Annotated in this window: 25 protein-coding genes, 2 pseudogenes and 1 other annotated feature; of the genes and pseudogenes, 18 read left to right on the top strand and 9 right to left on the bottom strand. The window is 40.7% G+C overall.

Translation table 11 applies throughout. The features are described 5' to 3' along the window. The first annotated feature begins 108 nt into the window (after positions 1-108). Positions 109-312: a zinc ribbon domain-containing protein gene (locus tag ABIE66_RS22865; protein ID WP_098373407.1), complete on the top strand. Its 204-nt coding sequence runs from the start codon at positions 109-111 to the stop codon at positions 310-312. A gap of 66 nt (positions 313-378) precedes the next feature. On the opposite strand, the gene ABIE66_RS22860 is transcribed toward ABIE66_RS22865, so the two are convergent. Further along, positions 379-1,245 (bottom strand): LysR family transcriptional regulator, encoded by an 867-nt coding sequence (locus ABIE66_RS22860; RefSeq protein ID WP_370016408.1) that lies wholly within the window; start codon positions 1,243-1,245, stop codon positions 379-381. Between the two features lie 137 nt (positions 1,246-1,382). On the opposite strand from ABIE66_RS22860, the gene ABIE66_RS22855 reads away from it, so the two are divergent. Together ABIE66_RS22855 and ABIE66_RS22850 are read left to right on the top strand one after the other, a co-directional pair. After that, entirely contained in the window at positions 1,383-2,516 is a 1,134-nt protein-coding gene (locus ABIE66_RS22855; RefSeq protein WP_370016407.1) for an NADH-dependent flavin oxidoreductase, read from the top strand. A 54-nt stretch (positions 2,517-2,570) separates the two neighbouring features. After that, the gene (locus ABIE66_RS22850) at positions 2,571-3,467 is read left to right on the top strand and encodes a DMT family transporter (protein WP_370016406.1); all 897 of its coding nucleotides are present in this window, start codon (positions 2,571-2,573) and stop codon (positions 3,465-3,467) included. Positions 3,468-3,498: 31 nt separating this feature from the next. On the opposite strand, the gene ABIE66_RS22845 is transcribed toward ABIE66_RS22850, so the two are convergent. Then, positions 3,499-4,989, bottom strand: a complete 1,491-nt coding sequence (locus ABIE66_RS22845; RefSeq protein WP_370016405.1) for a LysM peptidoglycan-binding domain-containing protein — start codon at positions 4,987-4,989, stop codon at positions 3,499-3,501. Positions 4,990-5,437: 448 nt separating this feature from the next. Between ABIE66_RS22845 and ABIE66_RS22840 the strand changes: the two genes are divergently transcribed. Both ABIE66_RS22840 and ABIE66_RS22835 read left to right on the top strand, forming a co-directional pair. Further along, positions 5,438-5,923, top strand: coding sequence for a DUF2975 domain-containing protein (locus tag ABIE66_RS22840; protein ID WP_370016404.1), 486 nt, complete (start codon positions 5,438-5,440; stop codon positions 5,921-5,923). Positions 5,924-6,332: 409 nt separating this feature from the next. Beyond that, a pseudogene (locus tag ABIE66_RS22835) lies at positions 6,333-6,503 on the top strand (DinB family protein); the annotation flags it as partial. Between the two features lie 57 nt (positions 6,504-6,560). Here the strand turns inward: ABIE66_RS22835 and ABIE66_RS22830 are convergent. Continuing rightward, positions 6,561-6,977, bottom strand: coding sequence for a hypothetical protein (locus ABIE66_RS22830; protein ID WP_370016403.1), 417 nt, complete (start codon positions 6,975-6,977; stop codon positions 6,561-6,563). 368 nt (positions 6,978-7,345) lie between these two features. Between ABIE66_RS22830 and desA the strand changes: the two genes are divergently transcribed. From desA to argS, 3 genes are all read left to right on the top strand, one after another. Further along, positions 7,346-8,377, top strand: a complete 1,032-nt coding sequence (gene desA / locus ABIE66_RS22825) for a Delta(5) desaturase DesA (RefSeq protein WP_370016402.1) — start codon at positions 7,346-7,348, stop codon at positions 8,375-8,377. Positions 8,378-8,470: 93 nt separating this feature from the next. Beyond that, a complete protein-coding gene (locus ABIE66_RS22820) occupies positions 8,471-9,016 on the top strand; it encodes a response regulator (protein ID WP_370016401.1) in 546 nt (181 codons plus the stop codon). Positions 9,017-9,104: 88 nt separating this feature from the next. Continuing rightward, positions 9,105-9,323 (top strand) — a binding site (T-box leader). A gap of 38 nt (positions 9,324-9,361) precedes the next feature. Next, positions 9,362-11,041 (top strand): arginine--tRNA ligase, encoded by a 1,680-nt coding sequence (argS, locus tag ABIE66_RS22815; protein WP_370016400.1) that lies wholly within the window; start codon positions 9,362-9,364, stop codon positions 11,039-11,041. Between the two features lie 78 nt (positions 11,042-11,119). On the opposite strand, the pseudogene ABIE66_RS22810 reads toward argS, so the two are convergent. Beyond that, positions 11,120-11,278, bottom strand: a pseudogene (locus ABIE66_RS22810) (SET domain-containing protein-lysine N-methyltransferase); the annotation flags it as partial. A gap of 297 nt (positions 11,279-11,575) precedes the next feature. On the opposite strand from ABIE66_RS22810, the gene ABIE66_RS22805 reads away from it, so the two are divergent. The 6 genes from ABIE66_RS22805 (at position 11,576) to hxlB (ending at position 16,883) form a co-directional block, all read left to right on the top strand. Then, positions 11,576-12,619, top strand: a complete 1,044-nt coding sequence (locus ABIE66_RS22805; protein WP_370016399.1) for a LacI family DNA-binding transcriptional regulator — start codon at positions 11,576-11,578, stop codon at positions 12,617-12,619. Between the two features lie 93 nt (positions 12,620-12,712). Continuing rightward, positions 12,713-13,483 (top strand): sugar phosphate isomerase/epimerase family protein, encoded by a 771-nt coding sequence (locus ABIE66_RS22800; protein WP_370016398.1) that lies wholly within the window; start codon positions 12,713-12,715, stop codon positions 13,481-13,483. Next, positions 13,470-14,441 carry a sugar kinase gene (locus tag ABIE66_RS22795; RefSeq protein ID WP_289326460.1) on the top strand — a complete coding sequence of 324 codons (972 nt, stop codon included), beginning with the start codon at positions 13,470-13,472 and terminating at the stop codon, positions 14,439-14,441. The genes ABIE66_RS22800 and ABIE66_RS22795 overlap by 14 nt, the downstream gene beginning before the upstream one ends. Next, positions 14,423-15,706 carry an MFS transporter gene (locus ABIE66_RS22790; protein WP_289326459.1) on the top strand — a complete coding sequence of 428 codons (1,284 nt, stop codon included), beginning with the start codon at positions 14,423-14,425 and terminating at the stop codon, positions 15,704-15,706. Before ABIE66_RS22795 ends, ABIE66_RS22790 begins: the two co-directional genes overlap by 19 nt. Next, the gene (gene hxlA / locus ABIE66_RS22785; protein WP_370016397.1) at positions 15,703-16,335 is read left to right on the top strand and encodes a 3-hexulose-6-phosphate synthase; all 633 of its coding nucleotides are present in this window, start codon (positions 15,703-15,705) and stop codon (positions 16,333-16,335) included. Before ABIE66_RS22790 ends, hxlA begins: the two co-directional genes overlap by 4 nt. Continuing rightward, positions 16,332-16,883: a 6-phospho-3-hexuloisomerase gene (hxlB, locus tag ABIE66_RS22780; RefSeq protein ID WP_370016396.1), complete on the top strand. Its 552-nt coding sequence runs from the start codon at positions 16,332-16,334 to the stop codon at positions 16,881-16,883. The genes hxlA and hxlB overlap by 4 nt, the downstream gene beginning before the upstream one ends. A 158-nt stretch (positions 16,884-17,041) precedes the next feature. Here the strand turns inward: hxlB and ABIE66_RS22775 are convergent, their stop codons facing one another. Both ABIE66_RS22775 and ABIE66_RS22770 read right to left on the bottom strand, forming a co-directional pair. Beyond that, a complete protein-coding gene (locus tag ABIE66_RS22775; protein WP_289314912.1) occupies positions 17,042-18,223 on the bottom strand; it encodes an NAD(P)/FAD-dependent oxidoreductase in 1,182 nt (393 codons plus the stop codon). Positions 18,224-18,262: 39 nt separating this feature from the next. Continuing rightward, the gene (locus ABIE66_RS22770; protein ID WP_289326456.1) at positions 18,263-18,694 is read right to left on the bottom strand and encodes a helical membrane plugin domain-containing protein; all 432 of its coding nucleotides are present in this window, start codon (positions 18,692-18,694) and stop codon (positions 18,263-18,265) included. 335 nt (positions 18,695-19,029) lie between these two features. Between ABIE66_RS22770 and ABIE66_RS22765 the strand changes: the two genes are divergently transcribed. Then, complete coding sequence (locus ABIE66_RS22765) at positions 19,030-19,200, top strand: hypothetical protein (RefSeq protein WP_289326455.1); 171 nt, start codon at positions 19,030-19,032, stop codon at positions 19,198-19,200. A 610-nt stretch (positions 19,201-19,810) separates the two neighbouring features. On the opposite strand, the gene ABIE66_RS22760 is transcribed toward ABIE66_RS22765, so the two are convergent. Then, positions 19,811-20,395 (bottom strand): DJ-1/PfpI family protein, encoded by a 585-nt coding sequence (locus tag ABIE66_RS22760; protein ID WP_289326454.1) that lies wholly within the window; start codon positions 20,393-20,395, stop codon positions 19,811-19,813. A gap of 152 nt (positions 20,396-20,547) precedes the next feature. On the opposite strand from ABIE66_RS22760, the gene ABIE66_RS22755 reads away from it, so the two are divergent. Together ABIE66_RS22755 and ABIE66_RS22750 are read left to right on the top strand one after the other, a co-directional pair. After that, positions 20,548-20,988, top strand: a complete 441-nt coding sequence (locus ABIE66_RS22755; protein WP_289326453.1) for an Lrp/AsnC family transcriptional regulator — start codon at positions 20,548-20,550, stop codon at positions 20,986-20,988. A gap of 111 nt (positions 20,989-21,099) precedes the next feature. After that, positions 21,100-21,927 (top strand): STAS domain-containing protein, encoded by an 828-nt coding sequence (locus ABIE66_RS22750; protein ID WP_289326452.1) that lies wholly within the window; start codon positions 21,100-21,102, stop codon positions 21,925-21,927. Positions 21,928-21,995: 68 nt separating this feature from the next. Here the strand turns inward: ABIE66_RS22750 and ABIE66_RS22745 are convergent, their stop codons facing one another. Further along, a complete protein-coding gene (locus ABIE66_RS22745) occupies positions 21,996-22,232 on the bottom strand; it encodes a hypothetical protein (protein ID WP_370016395.1) in 237 nt (78 codons plus the stop codon). Positions 22,233-22,259: 27 nt separating this feature from the next. Next, positions 22,260-22,784 carry a GNAT family N-acetyltransferase gene (locus tag ABIE66_RS22740; RefSeq protein ID WP_370016394.1) on the bottom strand — a complete coding sequence of 175 codons (525 nt, stop codon included), beginning with the start codon at positions 22,782-22,784 and terminating at the stop codon, positions 22,260-22,262. 157 nt (positions 22,785-22,941) lie between these two features. Between ABIE66_RS22740 and ABIE66_RS22735 the strand changes: the two genes are divergently transcribed. Next, a complete protein-coding gene (locus tag ABIE66_RS22735; protein WP_141994063.1) occupies positions 22,942-23,088 on the top strand; it encodes a hypothetical protein in 147 nt (48 codons plus the stop codon). Positions 23,089-23,091 lie beyond the last annotated feature (3 nt).

Here is a 23,091-nt window from a genome sequence, read left to right as displayed (position 1 = left end):
GAGTTCCGAAACCATTTATCACGTTATCCGTATATTTAATTATGAACGGTGCTGGGAAGCTCCGGTATTTATCGGCATTATTATTTATAAATTGGGAGATGAAGGATCATGAATGAAAAGGGATGCATGAAATGCGGAAGCAATGATGCTGCTAAGAAGGACGTAGCCATGACAGGAACAGGATTGTCAAAAATGTTCGATGTCCAGAATAATCAATTTACGGTTGTGTATTGCAAGAATTGCGGTTATTCGGAGTTTTATAATAAGCAATCATCGGCAGGCAGTAATCTGCTGGATCTATTCTTTGGATGATCACTGCACGAAAAGAATCCCCTTTTTCATGAAAGGGGATTCTTTTTTTTTCTTCATTATGTTTTTCTACTTTCGGAAATAATCTTGAACGACGTTTGAAAATTCCTTTGCTGCTGGTGAAAGGTCTTTGGATGATTTCATGACCAATCCGATCTCCCGGGAAATTTCCGGAGTCAAGGGCAGGCTTTTTATACGTTCCGGTTTTTCAGGTATAGCCAAGTTGGGCATAATTGAGATGCCTAATTTTCCTGCCACCATTGAGAGCACCGTTTGATTGTCTTTAATGTCGTATGAAATGTTTGGTTTTATTTTGGCATCAAGGAATCTATCCTCTATGAGTGTTTCACAGCCGGATCGCAGCATGATGAATGGTTCATCAGCGAAGTCCTCAAGATTGATTCCGGTTTTCCCTGAAAGTGGATGGCCTTCGTATACGACGGCTGATAAAGGATCTGTTAGCAGATGGATGAATTCCACATTCTTAACTGGTTTTGCTGCAAAGCCGATGTCCACTGTTCCTTCTTCTATCCATTTTAAGATTTCATCATATCCTCCTTCATGAATCAGCAATTCAATAGTAGGGTATTTTTCATTAAAGATAGAGAATAGTATCGGTATGAATCTGGCAGTGAAGCTTGGAAAACTGCCAATCGTTATCTTCCCGATTTCCATTCCATTCATAGCTGCAATCTTTTGTTCGATATGTGCAAGGTTGGCAGCAATGGCCCGCATATGTGGAATAACCTGTTCTCCAGCAGTGGTGAGTGTTACTCCTTTTCGATCACGTTTTAATAAAGTCACACCAAGTTCCGTTTCAAGGGCCGTAATGTTATGGCTCACGCCTGATTGAGTCAGTCCGATCCGGTCTCCCGCTTTCGTGAAACTTCCGTGTTCAACAACATGTAAGAAGACTTCCAACTGAAAAAAATTCAAATGCCCCACACCTTTCTTCTAATGAATTATACATGAGAAGTTCTAATGTAAGTGATGAAAAAGATTCATTTTACTTATGTTAGGGTCGAGAATACAATAAAATTAGAAAAAATAAAATACGAATGGGTGATGGGAAAATGATGAAACGGAAATACAGCCAAATTTTTTCACCGTACACGCTTTCTAATGGAACGGTTCTTAAAAACAGGATTGTAGTTGCGCCAATGACCACTTATTCTGCTCAAGAGGATGGCTTGGTTTCTGACCAGGAACTAGCTTACTATAAAAGAAGGGCAGATGGACCTGCCATGTTCATTACTGCTGCGGCCGCCATATCCCCTGTTGCTACAAGCTTTCCCCGGCAAATGAAAGTATATGATGAACAAAGCATCGCTGGACTCACCCAGCTTTCAAAAACAATCAAATCAAAAGGTGCAAAAGCAATTCTCCAGCTTCATCATGGCGGAAGCGAGAGCCTTCCAAGCTGTACAGGCGGAGAACGTATGGTTAGTCCAAGTGGAATCATTGCAAGCGTTTATAAAGAAATGGGCGGGGAATACATTCCAAGGCCAATGAGTCACACGGAGATCATCTCCACTATTCAAGACTTTGGAAGAGCCACCCGCCATGCCATTCGTTCAGGATTCGACGGTGTGGAAATCCATGGTGCGAATGGATATCTCCTTCAGCAGTTTTTCTCACCCCACTCTAACAGGCGGAGAGATCAATGGGGCGGGAATTTGGAGAATAGAATGCATTTTCCACTTGCCGTCATCGCGGAAGTGAAACGGATACGTGATCTATACGCAGACAAAGATTTCATTATAGGCTATCGCTTCTCCCCCGAAGAACCGGAAGAAGGCGGAATGAAAATGGATGACACAGCTGCATTGGTGGATAAATTGGCCAGCCAAGAGCTTTCCTATTTACATCTTTCCGTTAAAAATGTCTGGTCCATGCCTAGAAGCGGCTTGAACATGGGGTTAACAAGGACGGAAATCATCCGCGATATCATTGCTGGCAGAACCAGTTTCATATCACTCGGATCGATTAATACTCCAGAAGAAGCAAATGGTGTGCTTGAGAAAAATATACCGCTTTTCGCGCTGGGGAGGGAATTGCTGATGGAACCGGACTGGGCCGCCAAAATAAAGGAAGGTAAGGAAGAACAAATCATGACAACCTTGCCGCGCGATAGCAAGTGTAAATTGATGATTCCAGAGCAAATGTGGGAGAATATCATCACTCGTGACGGAATGCCCGAGAAGTGATAGTATTAGTTACATTAATGTAAAATAATAGGTTATTATATAAGGAGAAATTAAATGAATAAAATAGCACTTATTCAACTGTCTTTAGCAATGACAATCTTTGGTTCTGTCGGTTTCTTTTCAGAACTATCAGGACTCCCAGCACTGGAGTTGGTATTTGTTCGCTGCATTTGTGCTGCCATATTCTTATGTGCAGCCTGGATGATTACAGGGAATTTCAAGAACGAAATATGGAACGGTAGAGAGGTGATGCTCATCATATTCTGCGCCGTGGCCAACTTGTTAAACTGGATATTCCTCTTTAAATCATTTGAACTGATATCCGTGACAATTGCCATTTCGCTCTATCATTTAGCCCCGATCATCGTACTCATCATAGGGAGCTTCATATTTAGGGAGAAAATGACCTTATTCTCCATCCTGGCCATTTCATTATGTTTCATTGGCACATTATTCATTATGGGAACAGATGGATTTCGATCATCATCTCCTGAATGGGAAGGTATCATGTATGGAATCATAGCTGCATTTTTCTATGCGGCAACCATGCTTTTAGGAAAGAGCATTACAAAGACGAGTGTATATGCGACCACTTTTCTGCAAATGTTCATTGGATTTCTATTACTGATTCCTTTTGCCGATTTTTCAGTATACACAACGCTAAAATCTTCCGAATGGTTTTATACGATACTTACCGGCATCATCCATACAGGCGTCGTGTATCTTCTGTTTTTTAATAGTATCCGTCATTTGCCCACAAATGTAGTATCCTTCATGATTTTTGTCGATCCGGCAGTTGCCATCCTTTTGGATATTCTGCTTTCAGGATTTCAACCTGACAGGATTCAAATCTTGGGCATTTCACTAATATTCATTGGGGTGGTCTATTCACTTAAGACGACAAGACCGACTGAAAATGATGTCATGCAGAAAAGGCCGCACACAATGTGAGGCCTTTTACCTTTATGATTTTTCTATTAACCTATTTATTAAAATGATATACATCCCAAATGTCAGGAGTTTCTGCTCCAATGTACCAAGCAGCTACACCGCCTAGATGATTTTGTTTTACCAAGTCAAGACGAAGGGTCACCGATTTTTTATCTTCTATCCATATTTGATGCTTTTTCCCTTTGGAAGTATACTCCACATAATTTTGTGAGGTCTTTTTATCCCATACCTTTTTAAGTCCATGAGATGAAATGATTTTGTTGACCTCAGCCATGGTACGGTCATGACTTTTCACTTTATTGGTCGATAAATCGGTTACCCATTCTCTCGTATAAAATGGGACAGCCAATATAATCTTATGAGCTGGTACTTCTTTCATTAAAAGCTTAGTTCCTTCTTTGATCCAAGGTAACGAGGAAACGGACCCGGCTACTGGGCTACCTCCCCAATGCTCGTCATACCCCATTATGATTATGTAGTCCGCTATTTTGCCAAGTGCTTTCCTATCTAAACTTTTTGACCAAAAAGGATCGTCATTTTCTCGGGTGACATCCACAGATAGTTTGATGCCATGGGGTTTTAGGGCCTTTTTTAGTTCGCCTATGAAAAGTACAAAGTCTTTCTTATTTTTTGGATCGATGTTTTCAAAATCTACATTTAATCCATCACTTTTAGTTTGAACAAGTGAATCACGTAAAGCTGAAACTAGTTTCTGACGTTTTTTTGTATTGCCTAGTATAGAACCAGTTAAAACAGGATCGAATTTATTACCGATAAGTTGCCAAACTTGTTTTCCTTGTTTATGAGCGTATTGAACGTATTTTGTATCTACAGAAACGGAAACGAAATTACCGGTATTCGTCAGCGTATAGGAACGGGGAGATACTACATTTAAATTGGGGTGTTTAAGTTGTTGGGTGTAGTTTTCTTTCGATCCATTATGTTTCCAGCCCATGACGATGCGGTTTTGCGCTTTTTTTTGAAGATGGGATTTCTTTATCCATCCCTTTTTACCTCCAAGCAATTGAACCTGGTAGTAATATTCCGGAATCTTCAATTTTTGGCCAACTTTAAGGGAAGTTGTACGTAAGTTATTCAATTTAGTCAAATCACTTGTGGCTACCTTATATTTAGAAGAAATCTTCCACAATGTATCGCCTGATCCAACCGTATGGATCTTATATTTTTGAGGAATCTTCAATTTTTGGCCAACAGTAATTTCGGAAGAGGTTAACTTGTTTTCTTTCTGTAACGCACTTACTGAAACTCCATATTGATTTGCTACTTTCCATAAGGTGTTTCCAGTCTTTACTGTATGTATAATAGGCTTCGCAGAATCCCCGGCGACAGAAGAAATGACGGGAAATTCCTCGCCCTTTTTTAAGGTCTGTAATATAGTGGAACCTAGTTTAGGAGAACTGAAAACCTTCGTATTGCCTTCCTTAACGGAACCTATGTCAAGGGTTTTACTTGATGCTTCACCACTGGCAGGACAGAGACATATACAAAGAAGGCTTAACATAATAAGACATCCAAAGAATTTTTTCACTATTATTTTATTCCCCTTAAATTACGTCAATTTTAACTTTACTAGTTTACTATGGTAAATAGCTTTAAAATAGAGGTACATTGTGGAAAGGCCCTATATAGAAGGAAATGGGGAATCTAAAAAGGATTACGATTCTGCTGTTATGTTGGTCAAATCGTGCCTATTTACTGTGACCGACACGAATACCAAACTTCGGCTCTCTGCTTATTCTTGTTAAGCTAACGGGCAGTTTTGTTGAACAAGTTGTAAATTTAACATTTTAAAGTAAGAGCATTTCTTTGTAATGAGAAGTGCTTTTTATTTTTGTCAAAATTAGAAGGATATTTCAATAACAATATAAATAAAAACAATATAAATTTATTGTAAAACGATAAACGGTATGCTAAAATCATGTTGTCATTAAATAAGTGAGGTGTTTTAAATGAATGTTAAACGAGGTTCAACCACTTTCTTAAAGGTAATTATTTTTCTGGCTGGAATTGCAGTGCTTGCTTTGTGTATCTGGTTGCCTGAGATAGCCGTTAGAGATGCAAGGGTACATCCAGAAACGGCTTACTTCCTAATCCCCTTTTTAGTATGTGCATACGGATTCTGTATTGCGTTTTCTGTTGCGTTGTATCAAGCATATAAACTATTAACCTACATCGAAAAGAACAATGCTTTCTCTGAATTATCCCTTAAATCTTTGAAGATTATAAAGAAATGTGCTTTTACAGTCATTTTCCTCATTTTGTTAGGAATAGTAAGCTTAAGGGTGCTTGCTAAAGTTACAGGTAGTGATGATGCAGCGGGTCCTACATCATTATGTCTAATGGGTATTTTAGCAACAAGTATCATCGCAGCCATTGTGGACGCACTTCAAAAGCCATTAAAAAATGCCCCAGATATAAAGTCAAAAAATGAATGATTAACGGATATGTAAGACTTTGGATTGTCAGCTAGGTAATTTTTGGAGTACAAAAGCGACGAAGACACTCAATAAAAACAGACACAACTAATTTATTTAACTACGGGGACGATAGCTCAATGAACCGCCTTTTCACCAAGGCGGTTTTCTTATGGTCAAATATCAACATTAGAATTTAACATAGCCTAAAAAAAAAAGATTAGCTATGAGCTAATCTTTTTTTTTAGATTGATGGTTTAATAGTCGACTAGTTTGTGTATTCGCCGTGCTAATTTTATTGACTTTATCTTTTTTCTTAGAAATGATATCCCCATTGTAGATATTGACTGTGTGGTTTTCGCCTGTTTCGACAGCATATCTCACTCTATATCCCTAATAGACTTGTCTATTAGGACCTACATTTAGCGTAATTGAGAACCCATCTGGCGGCCTAATGAAAACATGTGTAGCCGAATTGGGGCCACATGTCGTGAATCATGGAACATACCATCGTGGCAATATCACAGCCATGTTACGCCAAATGGGTTACGCTTCAATTTCAACGGATTATGGTCTTTATTTATTTTTAAAAGGGGAGTGACTAAAGGTTAATGTTGATTTTTCATCTAGAAATAGGACTATTTGTGTATGCAAATATTTATTGTTTTCTTTTAAGTAAAAATCTTGGAGATGGAAGGACTTCTTGTTCAGCTTCAAAATAAGCGAGTTTATTTGGGATACAGGATATGATTGACGGCATTCCCATCCCAACGGTTTTTTCTAAGGCGGTTAATAAGGGGAGCTCCTTACCATCAATATCTTTATCCCAGGATATTACATAACAAGAGTCTTCAGCACCATTCTGTTTCAGTAACTTTGCTATATCTACTGGATCTGAATTAGGTTTTGGGATCTCAATGATATATTCTTCACGAAGAGTTGTTCTGTAAGTATGACAAAGTCGACTTAAGGCATCTTTGCGTTTCTTGTTTGAAGACAATTCGAACAGAACTCTATCTTGGAGCCTTTTGGTGAAAAATGATTTTACAATTATTTTTTCGATTTCCTTATCCATTTCAATCCTCCTTTACAGTTTTTTACCTGATAAATCCTTATAGTCTAAGCCTATCATAAGTAGCATTTGTCGATAATAAACATCTCTCTAAAATCATTTTACTTACTGTTGTATTGTCAAAAAATGTTGCCAAGCCTTATTGGAGAACGATATTGAAATGCTATACTTATGAACAGGTTAACCAGTTGTCACTGGTTGGCCTATTCTCGTTTTGGTTTTTGGGTAAGGTTTTTCATTTATGTGCAGGCTAAAAAAAACTTGTACATGACATTTGTCATCTTCTAGTCATGACACCTGGTACTAATAATTTAAGGTTGATTTCTTTATAATATGAAATAACGACAAATAAAAGGAAGTGCAATTGATTAATGACTATACAAAACACTAAAAACTTGAGAAAACAAATTGCTCCTTTTGAACAATCAACGACAAAGGAAAGTATATGGCAGATCATCAATACATTGGGACCGTTCATCATTTTATGGTACCTAGCATATATAAGTCTTTCCGTTTCTTATTGGTTAACATTAATTCCAGCTGTGTTGGCTGCTGGCTTCCTGACAAGAATTTTCATTATTTTTCATGATTGTACGCATCATTCATTTTTCAAAAACCGCCGTGCGAATAGGATAGTCGGGACAATCATGGGTGTTTTGACTTTATTCCCTTTTGATCAATGGGGGCACGAGCATTCTGTGCATCACGCAACAAGTGGTAATTTAGATAAGCGGGGTACAGGAGACATTTGGACCCTTACGGTGGATGAATATTTGGCTGCACCGCTTAAGCTTCGTTTTGCCTATCGTTTTTATCGCAATCCATTGGTTATGTTTGGAATAGGTCCAATTTATGTTTTCCTTCTTAAAAATAGATTTAACCGTAAAGGTGCTAGAAAGAAGGAAAAAATGAATACTTATTTGACGAATGCAATAATCGTTGTTTTAGTGGCATTACTTTGCCTGGCAGTAGGTTGGCAGACGTTTCTTTTAGTACAAGGTTCCATTTTCATGATTTCTGGTTCAGTGGGCATTTGGCTGTTTTACGTCCAGCATACATTTGAGGACTCTTATTTTGAAGAAAATGAGGAGTGGGAATATGTATTGGCAGCAGTGGAAGGAAGTTCTTTTTATAAGCTTCCAAAACTGATGCAGTTCCTTACTGGTAATATCGGTTACCATCATGTTCACCATTTAAGTCCAAGGGTACCTAACTATAAATTGGAAATGGCGCACAATAATACGCAGCCATTAGAGAACGTTCCAACGATTACTCTTGCGACAAGCTTGAGCTCACTCCGTTTCCGTTTATGGGATGAGAAAAACAAGAATTTTGTTGGCTTCAAAGACATAAAATATTTAACGAAAAAAAGCGTTTCCGCTCAAGTGAAATCTGAACTGTAACGTTCATGAATCATTCCAGACTCCCTTAATAATCCTTGGATTAGGGGGAGTCTTTGCTTCATATAAGCGACTCGATAAAGGAGAGAACTTAAAATGATTCGAATTGTCATTGCAGAGAATCAGCAAATGCTGTTAGAGGCAATAAGTTCTCTACTCAATCTTGAAGAAGATATAGAAATTGTCGGGCAAGCCAGTAATGGAGAAGAAGCGATCACTCTTGTGAACCAATTACAGCCTGATGTTTGTATCATGGATATGGAGATGCCTGTAATGAGCGGACTTGAGGCAGCAGAAGCTTTAAAGTCATTTGAATGCAAAGTGATTATATTAACGACATTTCGAAGGACTGGTTATTTTCAACTTGCGTTAAAAGCTAATGTAAGTGGTTATTTATTGAAGGATGGCCCGAGCGAAGAGTTAGCCTGCTCGATTCGCAGAATAATGGATGGCGAGCGTATATACTCCCCCGAACTTACAGATGAGTCTTCCAACAATAATACCCGGGAAATGGGAGTGTTAGGCCTGTTAGCCGATGGTCAAACCACAAATGAACCATCTAATCAGCAAAGAAACCCAATTGGTACCGTAAGGAAATATTTTTCGACCATCAAGGATAAAATGAAGTTACCGGCTGGTTAGTCATATTGAGGCTTATAACCGGTTGGATCTGAAATCCTGTGTTGACACGTATTTTTAAATTGTGTACGATGGATTAAATCATAATATTGAAAATTCTGTGATAAAGAGAGTAGTTCATTTTGAAATGGAAAGCGAGTTAGGGACGGTGTGAGCCTAATGCAGGACGGATGAATGAAGCGCACTTTGGAGAAATTTCTTGAAACGTTTAGTAGGGAACATCGGGGAGTCACCTCGTTAACAATGGAAAGTGGTCACGATTTGTGGCAACTAGAGTGGTACCACGGGAATCTATGCTCTCGTCTCTTATTTAGAGACGGGGGCTTTTTTGTTTTTTTAGGAGGGGAAATGACGATGAATAAAACAATTGCAGCATTAATTTCAACTGCTTTAAACAATGAATTGCCAGCAAGTGAAATAGAAAAATTAATGGAAAAGCCTAAATTAATGGAGTTAGGTGATGTCGCCTTTCCGTGCTTTACACTTGCAAAAAAATTTAGAAAATCACCTCAAGTTATTGCGTCTGAAATAGCTGAGCAATTAAACGGTCAATTGATCCACGAAGTGAACGTAGTGGGTGGCTATCTGAATATCTTCGTCAATCAAAAGATGGTGACGGAAAATGTGCTGCAAACCATATTAAGTGAGAAGGAGCAGTATGGTTCGAAGCAGCCTGTACAGGAAAATGTCGTGATTGATTATTCATCCCCGAATATTGCCAAGCCTTTTTCCATGGGGCACTTACGCTCAACGGTCATAGGGAATGCACTGGCTAACATTGCTGAAAAAAATGGCTACAATGCCGTGCGTATTAATCATTTAGGGGATTGGGGCACGCAATTCGGCAAATTGATTGTCGCGTATAAGCTGTGGGGAGACAAAGAGGCAATCGAAGCTTCCCCGATTCAAGAATTATTGAAAATCTATGTGAAGTTCCATGCTATGGCTGAAACGGATGAATCGTTGAATGACCAAGCACGCGCTAGCTTCAAGTCGCTTGAAGATGGAGACGAGGAGGCACTGGCACTATGGAAATGGTTCAGGGATGCGTCTTTAAAAGAATTCGATACGATTTATGATTTATTGGGCATCCGTTTTGATACCTATGCTGGCGAAGCGTTTTACAATGACAAGATGGATGTTGTTGTCGAGGAATTGAATGAAAAAGGCTTACTTACCCTTTCCGAAGGTGCTTATGTCGTGGAATTGGAAGATATGCCGCCTTGCTTGATTACGAAAACGGACGGTGCGACACTTTATGCGACGCGTGATTTAGCAGCAGCACTGTATCGTAAAAAGCAGTATGATGCGAAGAAAACATTTTACGTTGTAGGAAACGAACAATCCCTGCATTTTAAACAACTCTTTAATGTCATTGGGAAAATGGGGTACGATTGGTCAAATGACTTACAGCACGTAGCCTTTGGCATGATGTTAAAAGACGGTAAGAAAATGTCGACACGTAAAGGGAAAGTCGTGCTGCTTGCGGATGTATTGGCAGAGGCAATCGAAACTGCAAAGCGCAATATCGATGAAAAAAATCAGGCACTTGAACAGAAAGAACTGGTTGCAAAACAGGTTGGTGTCGGAGCGGTAATCTTTAATGATTTAAAAAATCACCGCATGAACGATATTGATTTTTCATTAGAGCAAATGATGAATTTTGAGGGAGAAACGGGTCCTTATGTACAGTACACATTTGCGCGAATTTCATCATTGCTTGAGAAAGGTGAATATAAAGAGCAGGCCATCCATTTTGAAGCTTTAGGAGAATATGCTTGGTCAGTACTCCAGCTGCTGGAGCAATATCCGATCATTGTCCAAAAATCATTTGAACAAGCCGACCCATCACAAATCGCGAAATTCAGCTTGCAGTTATCACGCGCATTCAATAAGTATTATGCACATACGAAAATCTTGGTTGAAGATGAATGGAAACAATTGAAGCTCTCGTTCGCTTTTTCCGTATCGACGGTATTAAAGGATGCGCTAAGCTTATTGGGAATTTCAGCGCCGACTAAAATGTAACGTTAAAACGAATAAAGAATCCATTTTGACGAAAGATTGATCAAAATGGATTCTTTTTAAATGAAATGGCAAAAACTCCTACTCGATGATATAAAACCATAAGGGTGATTTATCATCAATTTCGATCGTGATTTCCTCGCCAGCCTTTATATCTTTATGTGCAAAAAAGTCTATCGTTAAATCTTCTGAATTATGATCGAACGGCGCATTCGGAGTATAAGAATGATTGAATAGTGATTCATTTCCTAAGGCAACCCTGGTGCAGTGATACTAATTTGTTTTCCAGATGCTGCACGGTAAATGTAGTTTCCAATGTTTCAACCAAGAGTGTTTTGTAGTACTTACGGTATTGATTCAGGAACCTGCAAGAGAGAGTGATTGATGAATGAACGGACCGGAAGAAGAAGCTCTTTTTTCAAAAGCGGGCTCTGCTATTAAATTTGATGTGGGAAAATATGAATAAAATGGATTGACATTCATTGGGAATGTGTTAATATTTATAAAAATGGAACCGGTTCCAAAATTCGCGAATGGATGAATGAAATGGTTAAACGAGAAAATTCAAAAGTTACAATTTACGATGTCGCTAGAGAAGCAGGTGTTTCAAAAACCTCCGTTTCCCGGTATTTAGGGGGGAGATATGATGAACTCTCTGACAAAACCCGCAAGAAAATCGAGTTTGCGATCAACAAAATGGATTACCGCCCAAACACGATGGCCAGAGGGCTTAAAAGCAATAAGAGTTATTTGATTGGAATCATCGTGGCGGACATCAACAATCCATATACGACGGCCATCCTTCGGGGGGCTGAAGATATATGCAGCCAGAATGGATATAATCTGATGATTTGCAATTCGGATAATAATCCGGAGAAGGAAAGAGGATATTTTGATATGCTTCTATCCCATCGCATTGACGGTCTTATCATTCATACGACTGGCGGAAATCACGACATGTTAAAACAGATGCAAGCCCAAAAGACACCGATCATCCTTTTGGATCGGAAAGTGCCAGATCTTGAAATCGATACGGTAGGATTGGATAATTTTCAGGCTACTTCCCAAGCGGTCAATTATCTCGTCGGCCAAAATTATGAACGGATTGCGTTTTTCAGCGAACCTGCAAGCAAGGTCAGTACCAGGTATGAACGGCGGCTATCGTTTCAGCAAACGCTGATGAGCCACAGTCATCCGAGTTCAGAAGATGTTTATGAGGTAAATGTCGACGATTTACATGATGTCGAGTCCAAGCTCCAGCATTTTTTAGATGACTCAAAAGGCGTATCAAGAGTTATATTGACGGCAAATAGCGTCGTGCTATTAAAATTAATTTTACTTTTACAAGAAAAGAAATTGGCGGTACCTAGAGATTTAGCAATAATGGGATTTGATAATCCGGATTGGAGTACCATTGTTTATTCGGGTATTACAACGATTGAACAGCCCACATACCAAATCGGGGTCGCTGCTATGGAAATGATCCTGCGCCGCATTGATGGGCAGGTGTCTCCAGCCCAAACAATGGCATATCAAGCGAAGTTGAATGTTAGACAAACGACGCCTTTTATACAGAAGTAAGTCTTCTAAGCATGGAAGACTTTTATTCTTCACCCAAAATGGTACCGATACCATTTTAGTTTGTTAAAGCGTTCATTAGGAGGAGGAATCATTATGAAAGTCTTTGTATGCATGAATTCACTACCGCTGGAATTGCTTCAAACGCTCGGACATCTTGAAATCATAAAAGCAGTGGCGGCTGCTGGAGCTGATGGAATCGAAATCAGAAGAGAGCTATTGGGCCAGGATGATACGTTGGAAGAATTGGGTGCCTTATGCAAGGAGCTTAACTTGGACATTTATTATTCCGCTCCGGAATTCCTGATCGGACCTAACTATCAAATCAATGAACAAGGTTTTAAGCGACTGGCAAGGGAATCGGATGAACTGGGAGCGGAATTGTTAAAGATGCCTCTAGGAAACTACCACTTCTCGGAAACCGATATGGCTCAAGTGAAAGAGGTCTTGACGGAAAATCTGCAAAACTGCGGATTAAAAATCACCATCGAGAACGATCAAACGCTAGACGGCGGAAATGTAAACCGGATTGCCCATTTCCTGAACCGCTCCGAAAAGTTTGATATCCCGATTAGATTGACGTTTGATACGGGGAACTGGCTGTATACAGACGAGGTTCCAATGAATGCTGCAAAAGATTTAGCGAGATATGTAGACTATATTCATCTGAAAAAAGTGAAGCGGGGGAAAGAGGAATGGGTGACCGAGCCGGTATCATTGCCGCTGCAGCCTGAGGTGATAGAGTTATTGGAAAGGTTCAGTGATGCCTGTCCGAGAGCGATTGAATTCCCGATAACCCTGGAAAATATAGAAACCTATATTTCACACATGAAATCAGAACGGGAGGTTAGCCATGAGCGAGCTTAAGGTATTGACGATGGGAGAGGCAATGGCGATGTTCATAGCTGATGAGCCAGGAAAACTTGAAGACTGCTTTAGTTATAAACGTTATGTGGCGGGGGCGGAAACCAATGTAGCGATTGGTCTGTCAAGGTTAGGGATCAAAACTGCATGGATGAGCAAGGTGGGGGACGATTCGTTCGGGCGAATGATTTTGAAAACGCTAACAAATGAAGGCGTGGATGTCTCCAATGTTTTAGTGGATGCGTTCAATCCAACTGGGTTCCAGCTAAAATCGAAAGTCGAACAAGGGGATCCGGTCGTTGAATACTTTAGGAAGAATTCAAGCGCCAGTAAGATTTCCCTGGAGGATTTTCCCCTGGAGAAGCTCCCTTTAACTCAGCATCTGCATTTAACGGGGATACCTCCTGCGATTTCCAACAGTTTCAGAGAGTTGTCGTGGGAAGTCTTGAATCATCTGAAACAAAAGGGTGTAACCGTATCATTCGATCCAAACCTTCGTCCATCACTCTGGAAGAATGAAAGGGAGATGATCAACATCGTCAATCGGTTTGCGGAAGAGGCGGATTGGCTGCTTCCCGGAATGAAGGAGGGTGAAATTCTTACAGGATACAGCAACAAAGAGGATATCGCCAGTTACTATCTCGAACTCGGTGTTAAGCTTGTCGTGATTAAACTTGGGGAAGAAGGCGCCTACTTTGCGACCCAGAATGAAAGGAAAGAGGTACCGGGTTTTGCTGTAACGAAGGTCGTAGATACCGTAGGGGCAGGAGACGGGTTTGCAGTCGGGGTAATAAGCGCTTTATTGGAAGGGGCAACGTATCAAGAAGCAGTTGTACGGGGAAATGCGATAGGGGCCAAAGCCGTGATGTCTTCTGGAGATCACGAAGGGCTTCCTAATATGGCAGAGCTAGAACACTTTATGAAAAAAGGAGTGGTTCAATCATGTCTCAATTACAGGTAGCTTCGCGAAAAAGGTGGATGAGATTGATCCCCTTAGTGTTCATCACATACAGCCTCGCCTATCTCGACCGTGCCAATTATGGGTTTGGTGTAGCGGGAGGGATGGGGGAAGACCTCAATATCACAGCCGGGGTATCTTCCTTTCTGGCCGCGCTGTTTTTCCTTGGTTATTTCTTCTTTCAAATTCCAGGCGCGCATTACGCGGAAAAGAAAAGTGCCAAAATTCTGATTTTCTGGAGCTTGATTCTTTGGGGAGGACTGGCCACATTGACGGGTATGGCGACAAGTGTGGAATGGCTCTATCCGATTCGCTTCCTTCTGGGTGTCGTTGAAAGCGCTGTTATGCCTGCGATGCTCGTTTTCCTTAGCCACTGGTTCTTAAAAGAAGAACGTTCCCGGGCCAACACCTTTTTGATCCTGGGGAATCCTGTTACTGTATTGTGGATGTCGATCCTTTCAGGCTACCTATTGAAAGCATTCGACTGGAGATGGCTGTTCATCATTGAAGGACTTCCGGCTGTCCTGTGGGCGTTCATCTGGTATAAGGTCGTCAATGATCGTCCAAAAGATGCCAAGTGGCTTACCGATCAAGAAAAGAAAGATATGGAAATGGTCCTCCAGAAAGAACAGGCCGCATTAAAACCCGTTAAAAATTATAAGGAAGCTTTTAAGTCGAAGCAGGTCATCGTGCTCAGCGTCCAATACTTCATGTGGAGCATTGGGGTTTATGGGTTCGTCATGTGGCTGCCGTCCATTATTAAACAGGCGTCCAATATGGATATAGTAGCAACGGGCTGGCTTTCATCCGGACCTTACTTATTAGCGGTCATTTCAATGTTGACACTATCCTATTATTCGGATAAAACATTGAATCGAAAAACGTTCGTTTGGACATCGCTGCTAGTGGGGGCCATCGCATTCTTCGGATCCTTCATGATCGGCACATCGAATTTCTGGCTTTCATATGCACTGTTGGTCATTGCTGGCGGTGCGATGTATGCCCCGTATGGACCGTTCTTTGCCATCATTCCTGAAATACTTCCAAGGAATGTCGCTGGCGGAGCAATGGCCCTGATTAACAGCATGGGGGCGCTTGGCTCATTTGTAGGTGCCTATTTCGTCGGATATTTAAATGGATTGACTGGCGGGCCTGGAGCATCCTATATTTTCATGGCGGGATCTTTATTGATTTCAGCGTTACTGACATTGATGGTTAAAAAGCCAGCGGTTACATCAGTCAAGCAAATGGAGGTGGTTTCGTCTTGAAAATTCAGCTGGCGTTGGATCGCATGAATATGGGGGAAGCCATTGAAATGGCACGAACCGTGGAATCTTCGATTGATTGGATCGAAGTGGGGACTTCCCTGATCAAAGAGTTCGGAACGAAAAGCATCAAAGAAATGAGAAAACACTTTCCCGATAAAAAGATTGTTGCAGACATGAAGACGATGGACAATGCGGCTTACGAAATGGATCTTTGCTTTCAAGGCGGGGCCGATGTAGCTACGGTAATGGGGGCTGCATCAGATGTAACCATCCAAAAATGTCTGGAAAAGGCACTTGAATACAATGGGCAGATCATGATTGATTTATTGAATGTATCCGATTCCCGGCTTGAACAGTTACGGATTTACAATCAGGCGATTTTCTGTGAGCATGTAAGCAAGGATAGCCAGGAGATAGCTGATCATGCCATGATCCATATGAGAAATCACGCTGGATCCATGAGCGCGGCTGCAGGAGGGATCACACTTTCATCCTTGCCTGTAATGATCAGGCGGGGTGTGGATGTCTTGATAATTGGCTCGGCGATTACACAAGCAAAAAATCCAGCAGAAGCTGCACGTCTATTTAAGGAAACGATGAATGGGGAGAAAGGTGTGAAGAAAGTTTGAAAAAAGAAATTGCGGTTATTTTAGAAGAAGTGAACGGTGTATTTCACAAAATGGACGGAACGGAAACGGATGAGCTCCTAAAGCAGTTACAGTCGGAAAACAGGATTTTCATCGTAGGTGAAGGAAGGTCGGGCTTCATGGCTAAAGCCTTTGCGATGCGATTGATGCATCTCGGCTTAAACGTTTATGCAGTCGGCGAAACGATTACGCCTTCTATTGCAAAAGGCGATCTAATCATAGCCATTAGCGGTAGCGGCTCGACGAAAAGTGTGATTTCGGTTGCGGCAAAAGGCAGGGAAATGGGATGCAAGGTGTTTTCCATCACGACGAATGATCAATCCGATTTAGCGAATGTCTCGCATGAGGTCTTGTTGATTCCAGCTGCAACGAAAAATCGCTTGGACCATGAAACGAAAAGCGTCCAGCCGTTAAGCTCATTGTTTGATCAATGCGTACATGTTTTATGTGATGCAGTATGTTTGGACTATTCATTAACCCAGTCCATAAGCCACGAGCTCACTTATTCCAAACATAGTAATGTAGAGTGAAATAAGGCGGGCCCCCTTCAAGTAGGGGGCCCGCCTTTTCTGTAGGCCATCAATAAAAAGTTAATCCTAGTGAAATAAAAATGCCCTTTACTCCCAATGACCGGGAATAAAGGGCATGTACCGCGGACATGTAAATGCATGTCAACGGCTATTATAAATTAATAAGCCAAGCTGAATAGGGCTTTGATGTGTGATAGATAGCGAATATTACTTGCTTCTTTCATCAATGTAGCCGGCAGACCTTTTAGGGAAGTGTTATTGGCTCCAACGGTTGCCACCGCATCCTTACGGCCAAGGCTCGCAAGTGTACCTGAGTTTACAGGTGAAAATTCTTCAAGTTTCTTGCCTTCAAACGCTGCATAAAGGTTGTATCCAACAAGCTCACCCATTTGCCAAGCATTTTGTGCAGTAGGAGCGTATGGACGTCCGCCTTCTGGAGGGAAAGCAAGGGCACTGTCCCCGACGACGAATACATCATTATGGGATTTGGATTGCAAATACTCATTGACGGCCGCTTTGCCGCGATCCACTTCAAGGCCTGATTCGCCTACGATAGGAAGGGCTGCGACTCCGCCTGTCCAAACAAGCGTATTGGCAACGATCGTTTGTCCATCTTTCAATTCGATTTGGTTTCCTTTAACACCCGTAACAGGCAGACCTGTCAAGAATTCAACGCCGCGTGCTTCCAAGCTTGTCATGGCACGTTCGATTAAGTGATCAGGCAGGACCGGTAGGATTTTTGGACCAGCTTCCACAAGCTTGATTTTCAAGTCCTTGAAGTCCACTCCGAACTTTTTGGCGATTTTAGGGAAATGATCCACGATTTCACCGATTAACTCGACGCCCGTCAAGCCGCCGCCGCCGATCACGATCGTTGCGTCCGCCTCATTATTCGTTTGTGCATATTCGCGGATGCGATCTTCGATATGTTTGTAAATCTTGTTTGCATCATTTACGGATTTCAAGACCATGCTGTTTTCCTCAAGTCCCGGAATGCCGAAGAATCCTGTTTGGCTTCCCAAAGCAACAACCAGGGCATCATAAGATAAAGTGGAGCCATTGGAAAGCTTCACTTCTTTTTTATCGACTGAGAAAGACTCCACTTTGGAAATGGCAAGGTCGATATCTTTTCCTTTAAAAAGCTTTTCCAAAGGAATGGAAACAGCTTGTTCAGAAATGGATCCGCCTGCAAGACGGTGCAATTCGGTGATGATTTGGTGCGTTGGAAATTGGTTCACCACTGTAACCTGCACTTCATCCTTCTTGTAATATTCACGTACGGATAAGGCAGATAGTAATCCAGCATAACCTGCACCTAAGATGACGATTTGTTTTGACATAGTTAATCCCCCGTCCTTACTGATTGAAAGTTTATCAAATTATTTTTGGTTTTTACGTTCTGAAGAGACTTCAAGAAAAGCTTGGGCGAAACGGAAAAGCTTTTGCGCTTGCGGGTCTTTCATCATTCTTAACAGACCAAAAAGACCGATCACATCATTATTCACTTCAGCGCGATCCTTAGCTTCGATGGAAGTGGCCGCAAGCCCTTTCACTGAATCGACCACAGGTCCTGCGATCTCCGAAATGGCGCTGACCGTATCCTTTTTCAAAACATCATCAGTCGCTACTGATTGAGCAAAATCATAAGACTTTGTTAAAATATTCACTATCTCAGTCAGCTTTGGTAACTGCTCAACTAAAGTGTTCAAGGATTCCTGAACCTCAGGCTTTAATAATTGGTCCAGTACATCTAATTGTTTTTGGCGGTCATTAAGTTGTTCAGTCTGTGATTGGGTAATCGTTTCTGACATATCCAATTCTCCTTTACAATAAGCATTTTGTTAAAATAATTAGAAAAACTTGTAAAATATTGCACAAAGTGCAACACGAAAAAAATACTTTTAAAAATTAAATAAAAGCTATCCTTTAGTATATCCCTTTAGCTTCATGAAAACAGCTGATTTTTTAAAAATATCCATAAAATAAGCTTTTCCTTCATATTTAAAGGATCTAACCAAATGGAAGGTCTTATGTATGGCCTGAAATTTTTCACTAAAATGGACCATTTTGTAAAATGTCTATCGTCGTCGCCTGTCATACATATTTCCTTCTTTATCTGCCATCCTAAATGATGGAGGTGAATATTGTGACTGATTCAGAATCTAAACTTGTAGAAGAGAATAATGATAAGAAGCATAATAAACTGGTTGGCAATATGGAATATACGAAAGCGCAACTATTGGAAGGCATGAATGGAATTTCTGAAGTTTACCTCAAAAACAGTGAGGAAGGCACATCGGAAACATCTGATAAATAATAATTTCGTAAGCATAGCGAACCAGTTATGCTTACTTAGTGTTGCTCATTTTTGTAAAAAAAACTCCTCAATCCTCACTATGCAGCTGTTCGGATATTCTGAAAGTTAACTCTTAGCTTCGCTGGCTGGCGAAGTCCATTAGATTCGACAGTTATTTATAGATTAATCTTTTAAATCACCGACCATTTTAAGGCGATGGCAGACCTAAATCAAAAACCAGTTATATCAATTATTTCTTATTGATATGACTGGTTTTTTTATTTCATCATTCATCTTGTTCCGTTTTTTGGCCTTCGGAACCCTCAGACTGTATACAATTTGGACGTTGATTTCCGCTCAAGAAACTCGCTTTCCGCGGGCGGTCCGGGAGTCTCCTCGGCTTGCGCCTGCGGGGTCTCCCCTAGACGCGCTTTTCCCGCAGGAGTCTCGCGCCTTCCTCTCCAATCAACTTTGTGAAGGTGTTGCTTTTGGTCATTGGTTCGGAATTATTTGACGAAAGATACGTTTTCCGCCCCCTTTCTCCTACGCCTACAGTCTTTTCAAATAGAACCGTGTGAATGAGTGTCAGCCAACCGCTGGATTTTCTTATTCATTAGGATAAGAACCATTCTTAATGGAAACCCATCAATTCCTTCACATGTTTACAATTCTCTTCGGAAGTGAGCATTTCCAAGAGCGTGAAGGCAACATCGAATGCTGTTGAAGGATTGTAGGATGTAATGATATTATCAGTGACGACAATCGGTTCATTAACGACAATCGCACCAAAATCTTTTAGCTGACCCTGTCTCTTACTAGTTGGATGATTGTACGTAGTGGCTTTTCTTCCATTCAATATCCCGCTTTTTCCTAATGGTAGAGAACCTACACAAATCGTTGCTATGATTTTGTTCTTATTGTGAAAATACTTTATAACATCAAGAAACCTCTGATCATATGCATCATCATAGAAACCGGCTTCTTCAAAGCCTCCAGGAATGGCCAAAGCATCGAAGTCATCAAGATTTACTTGATCGATGGTCAATTCGGGCTGCACGATGAAATTCCATGTGCATTTCAATTGTTCATGAAGTCCCACCGTAACCAGATCAGTGGTACCATCACCCTCCAATTTATTCCATCCCAATACATCTGTAAAAACACTTGCTTCAACTGCTTCGAATCCATTGGAAAGCAGCATCAATACTTTTTTCATAGCAGCATCCCCCTTAACTTTATATTTGTATTAATTATATAAAAATGAAATTCCCCATTACATACGATTAATTACGTATTAAATACATTTCTATTTATTTTATAATGTATTTAGATGATTTTTATTAATAATGAAAAGTGAGGGCGATTGAGTTGGATAGAACGGATAAAAAGATACTTTCCCTGTTGGAGAATAATGGGCGCATGTCAATGAAGGAACTGGCACATGAAGTTTCCTTGACAGCTCCAGCAACTAAAGAACGTGTTAATAAATTGGAGGAAAGCGGAGTGATAAAAGGATATAAAACGGAAATATCCCTTGAAAAACTTGATAGGAGCATTACAGCTTTCATTTTATTCGAAACGGATCGATGTAAAGACTTTTATAATTTTAGCTTAAGTCATCCAGACGTTCTGGAGTGCCACCGGTTAGCCGGACAATACAGTTATCTTATTAAAATAAGTACATTTTCCATGGAAACACTGGAAGAATTCGTCGATGAAGCCATCAAATACGGGAAATCTTCCACCCATCTGATTTTTTCTTCAGCAACGAATAATGTCTTTTCAGGCGAGGATGTAACCCAGCTTTAATTATATGCCTGCCATATCTCTAATATTTTAGCAGGAAAAAACTTCACCAATATAGAAAGTAATTAGTAACAAAAGTCACAGTTGAAAGTTACAAAAAGGGAGTGGAGACGAATGAGTTTTGTTTATGAGGAAGAAAAAATAATGGAATTCCTTTTGCAGAATAAAAGTGAATTTGAAGAATATCTTTTATCGGAAGCTGTCAATGTCAGGGATAAGATCGAAGAAATCCTTCTAATTGGAAATGTCGACCTTTTGAATAATGCCCATAAACTCATCCGTTATATAGTGGAACAGAATGAAGTGGATATGATTGCCTTTGCCGAACAAGAGGGAGTTACGTGGGCAACCCACTCCTTGACGCTTTCATTCAAGCTGGAATGGATTCAGGCCATCCGCCGAACGCTTTGGACCTTTCTTTATAAGTACGAAAGTGCAAAAGTAGTGTTTAGTGAATCCAAAACCTTTTTTGAATTAGAGAAAAAAGTGAATGAAAAGGTTGATGTATTTCTTAAATCCTTTTTCGTCAGTTACTCCGATTACAAAGACAAATTGATTCTGGCCCAGCAAAACTTGGTGGAAAATCTATCCGTCCCGATCATTCCAATCACTTCCACCACCTGCGTCCTTCCTTTAATTGGGACAATCGATGATTCACGTATACGGATAATCGAGGAAAAGGTATTGCTGGAGATAGGTAAACTACGGATACATACCTTAATCTTGGATCTATCCGGTATCATCGAAATGGAGGTTGAAATCATTAATGATTTATTGAAAATCCTCGATGGAACGGCAATGATGGGGTGTAAAGCTGTAGTGACTGGTTTACGCCCTGAAGTGGTTACCAAAATGATCCGTTCAGGGGTTCAAATCGAAAGTAGAGCAGAGACAAAGGGGACGCTGCAGCAGGCCTTGAAAGACTATCTTGTAGTCACCTAAATCGTGAAGTGGAAGTCGCCATGTTTTGGTGACTTTTTCTTGTGGGTAATTTGGTATATTAAGGAAATCTATTTGCTGTTTTTTTCGACTCGAATAAGTAAATGGAATGGGGGAACGGATGCTTCGAAACAGAAACGAAATGAGTGAAAGAGGGTTTCAGTCTGTAGACAATTAGAAAGAAGAGCCAGTTTGATTTCAGAAATCCGCTCCCTTTCCGCCGACTGTCTGCCAAGCCTCCTCGCCGCAAGCACCTTTGTGGTCTCGGCTAGCCAGTTATTCTGCATGAGTGTCGCAAATTTCTTCAATGGAACCCTCCAAAGAGGGTTATCGTTTCACTTCAGAAGTGAATAGACATATGTATCATGAGGGACACCATTTTGATATATATAACTCCTTAATATTCCTTCCTGGATGAAGCCCAGCTTAACCAATAGATCACTTGATGGCTGGTTTTCCAGAAAGACAACTGCACCGATGCGTGTTAAATCAAGGTTGTTGAAGCCGTAAGCGATAATTTCTTTAAGAGCCTCTGAAGCAAATCCTTTGCGCCAATGTGCAGGATGGATTTCATAACCGATTTCCGCCCGCCTGTATTTGGGACTGTGGGCATGAAAACCGATTGTACCAATCAATTCTTGCGTATCAATGCGTTCAATTCCCCATCGAATCGCTCGTTTTTCAAGATAGTTTTTCGCAAAAGTTGCCACAATATCCTGCGCCTGCCCGACAGTTTCCAATGAATCCTGACCATAAAAGCGGGTGACTTCATCTTTTGATAAACATTGGAAAAGGGCTTCCGCATCACTTTCACGAATTTCCCTTAATCGTAACCTTTCCGTGTTCAATACAGGAAACATATTATTCCCTCCACATATATCAGTTTTCTATCTATTCGGTCTCAGCGATGGTTTTTCCTTTATTATGAAGTGCTTATTTTGCAGGTATTTTCGGTGATAATCGGACAAGCTAACATTAGAAAACGTAATAAATAGCATAATGAAGGGGAGATGCATCATGGGAAAAAAACATCGCAACCGTACCGGTTCACCGAAAAAGAATAACCATATTCCGAAAGCGGACATCATTGCAGAACATGAAGCACACGGTAAGGAATATTCTGCCAATAAACGAAAGAACGGCCCTGGTTCCAATACCGATTGATGG

It is taken from the genome of Peribacillus sp. B2I2, assembly GCF_041261685.1.
Lineage (GTDB): Bacteria > Bacillota > Bacilli > Bacillales > DSM-1321 > Peribacillus.
The sequence above is the reverse complement of the archived record's forward strand: the minus strand, read 5'-3'. Positions and strand labels throughout refer to the sequence as shown.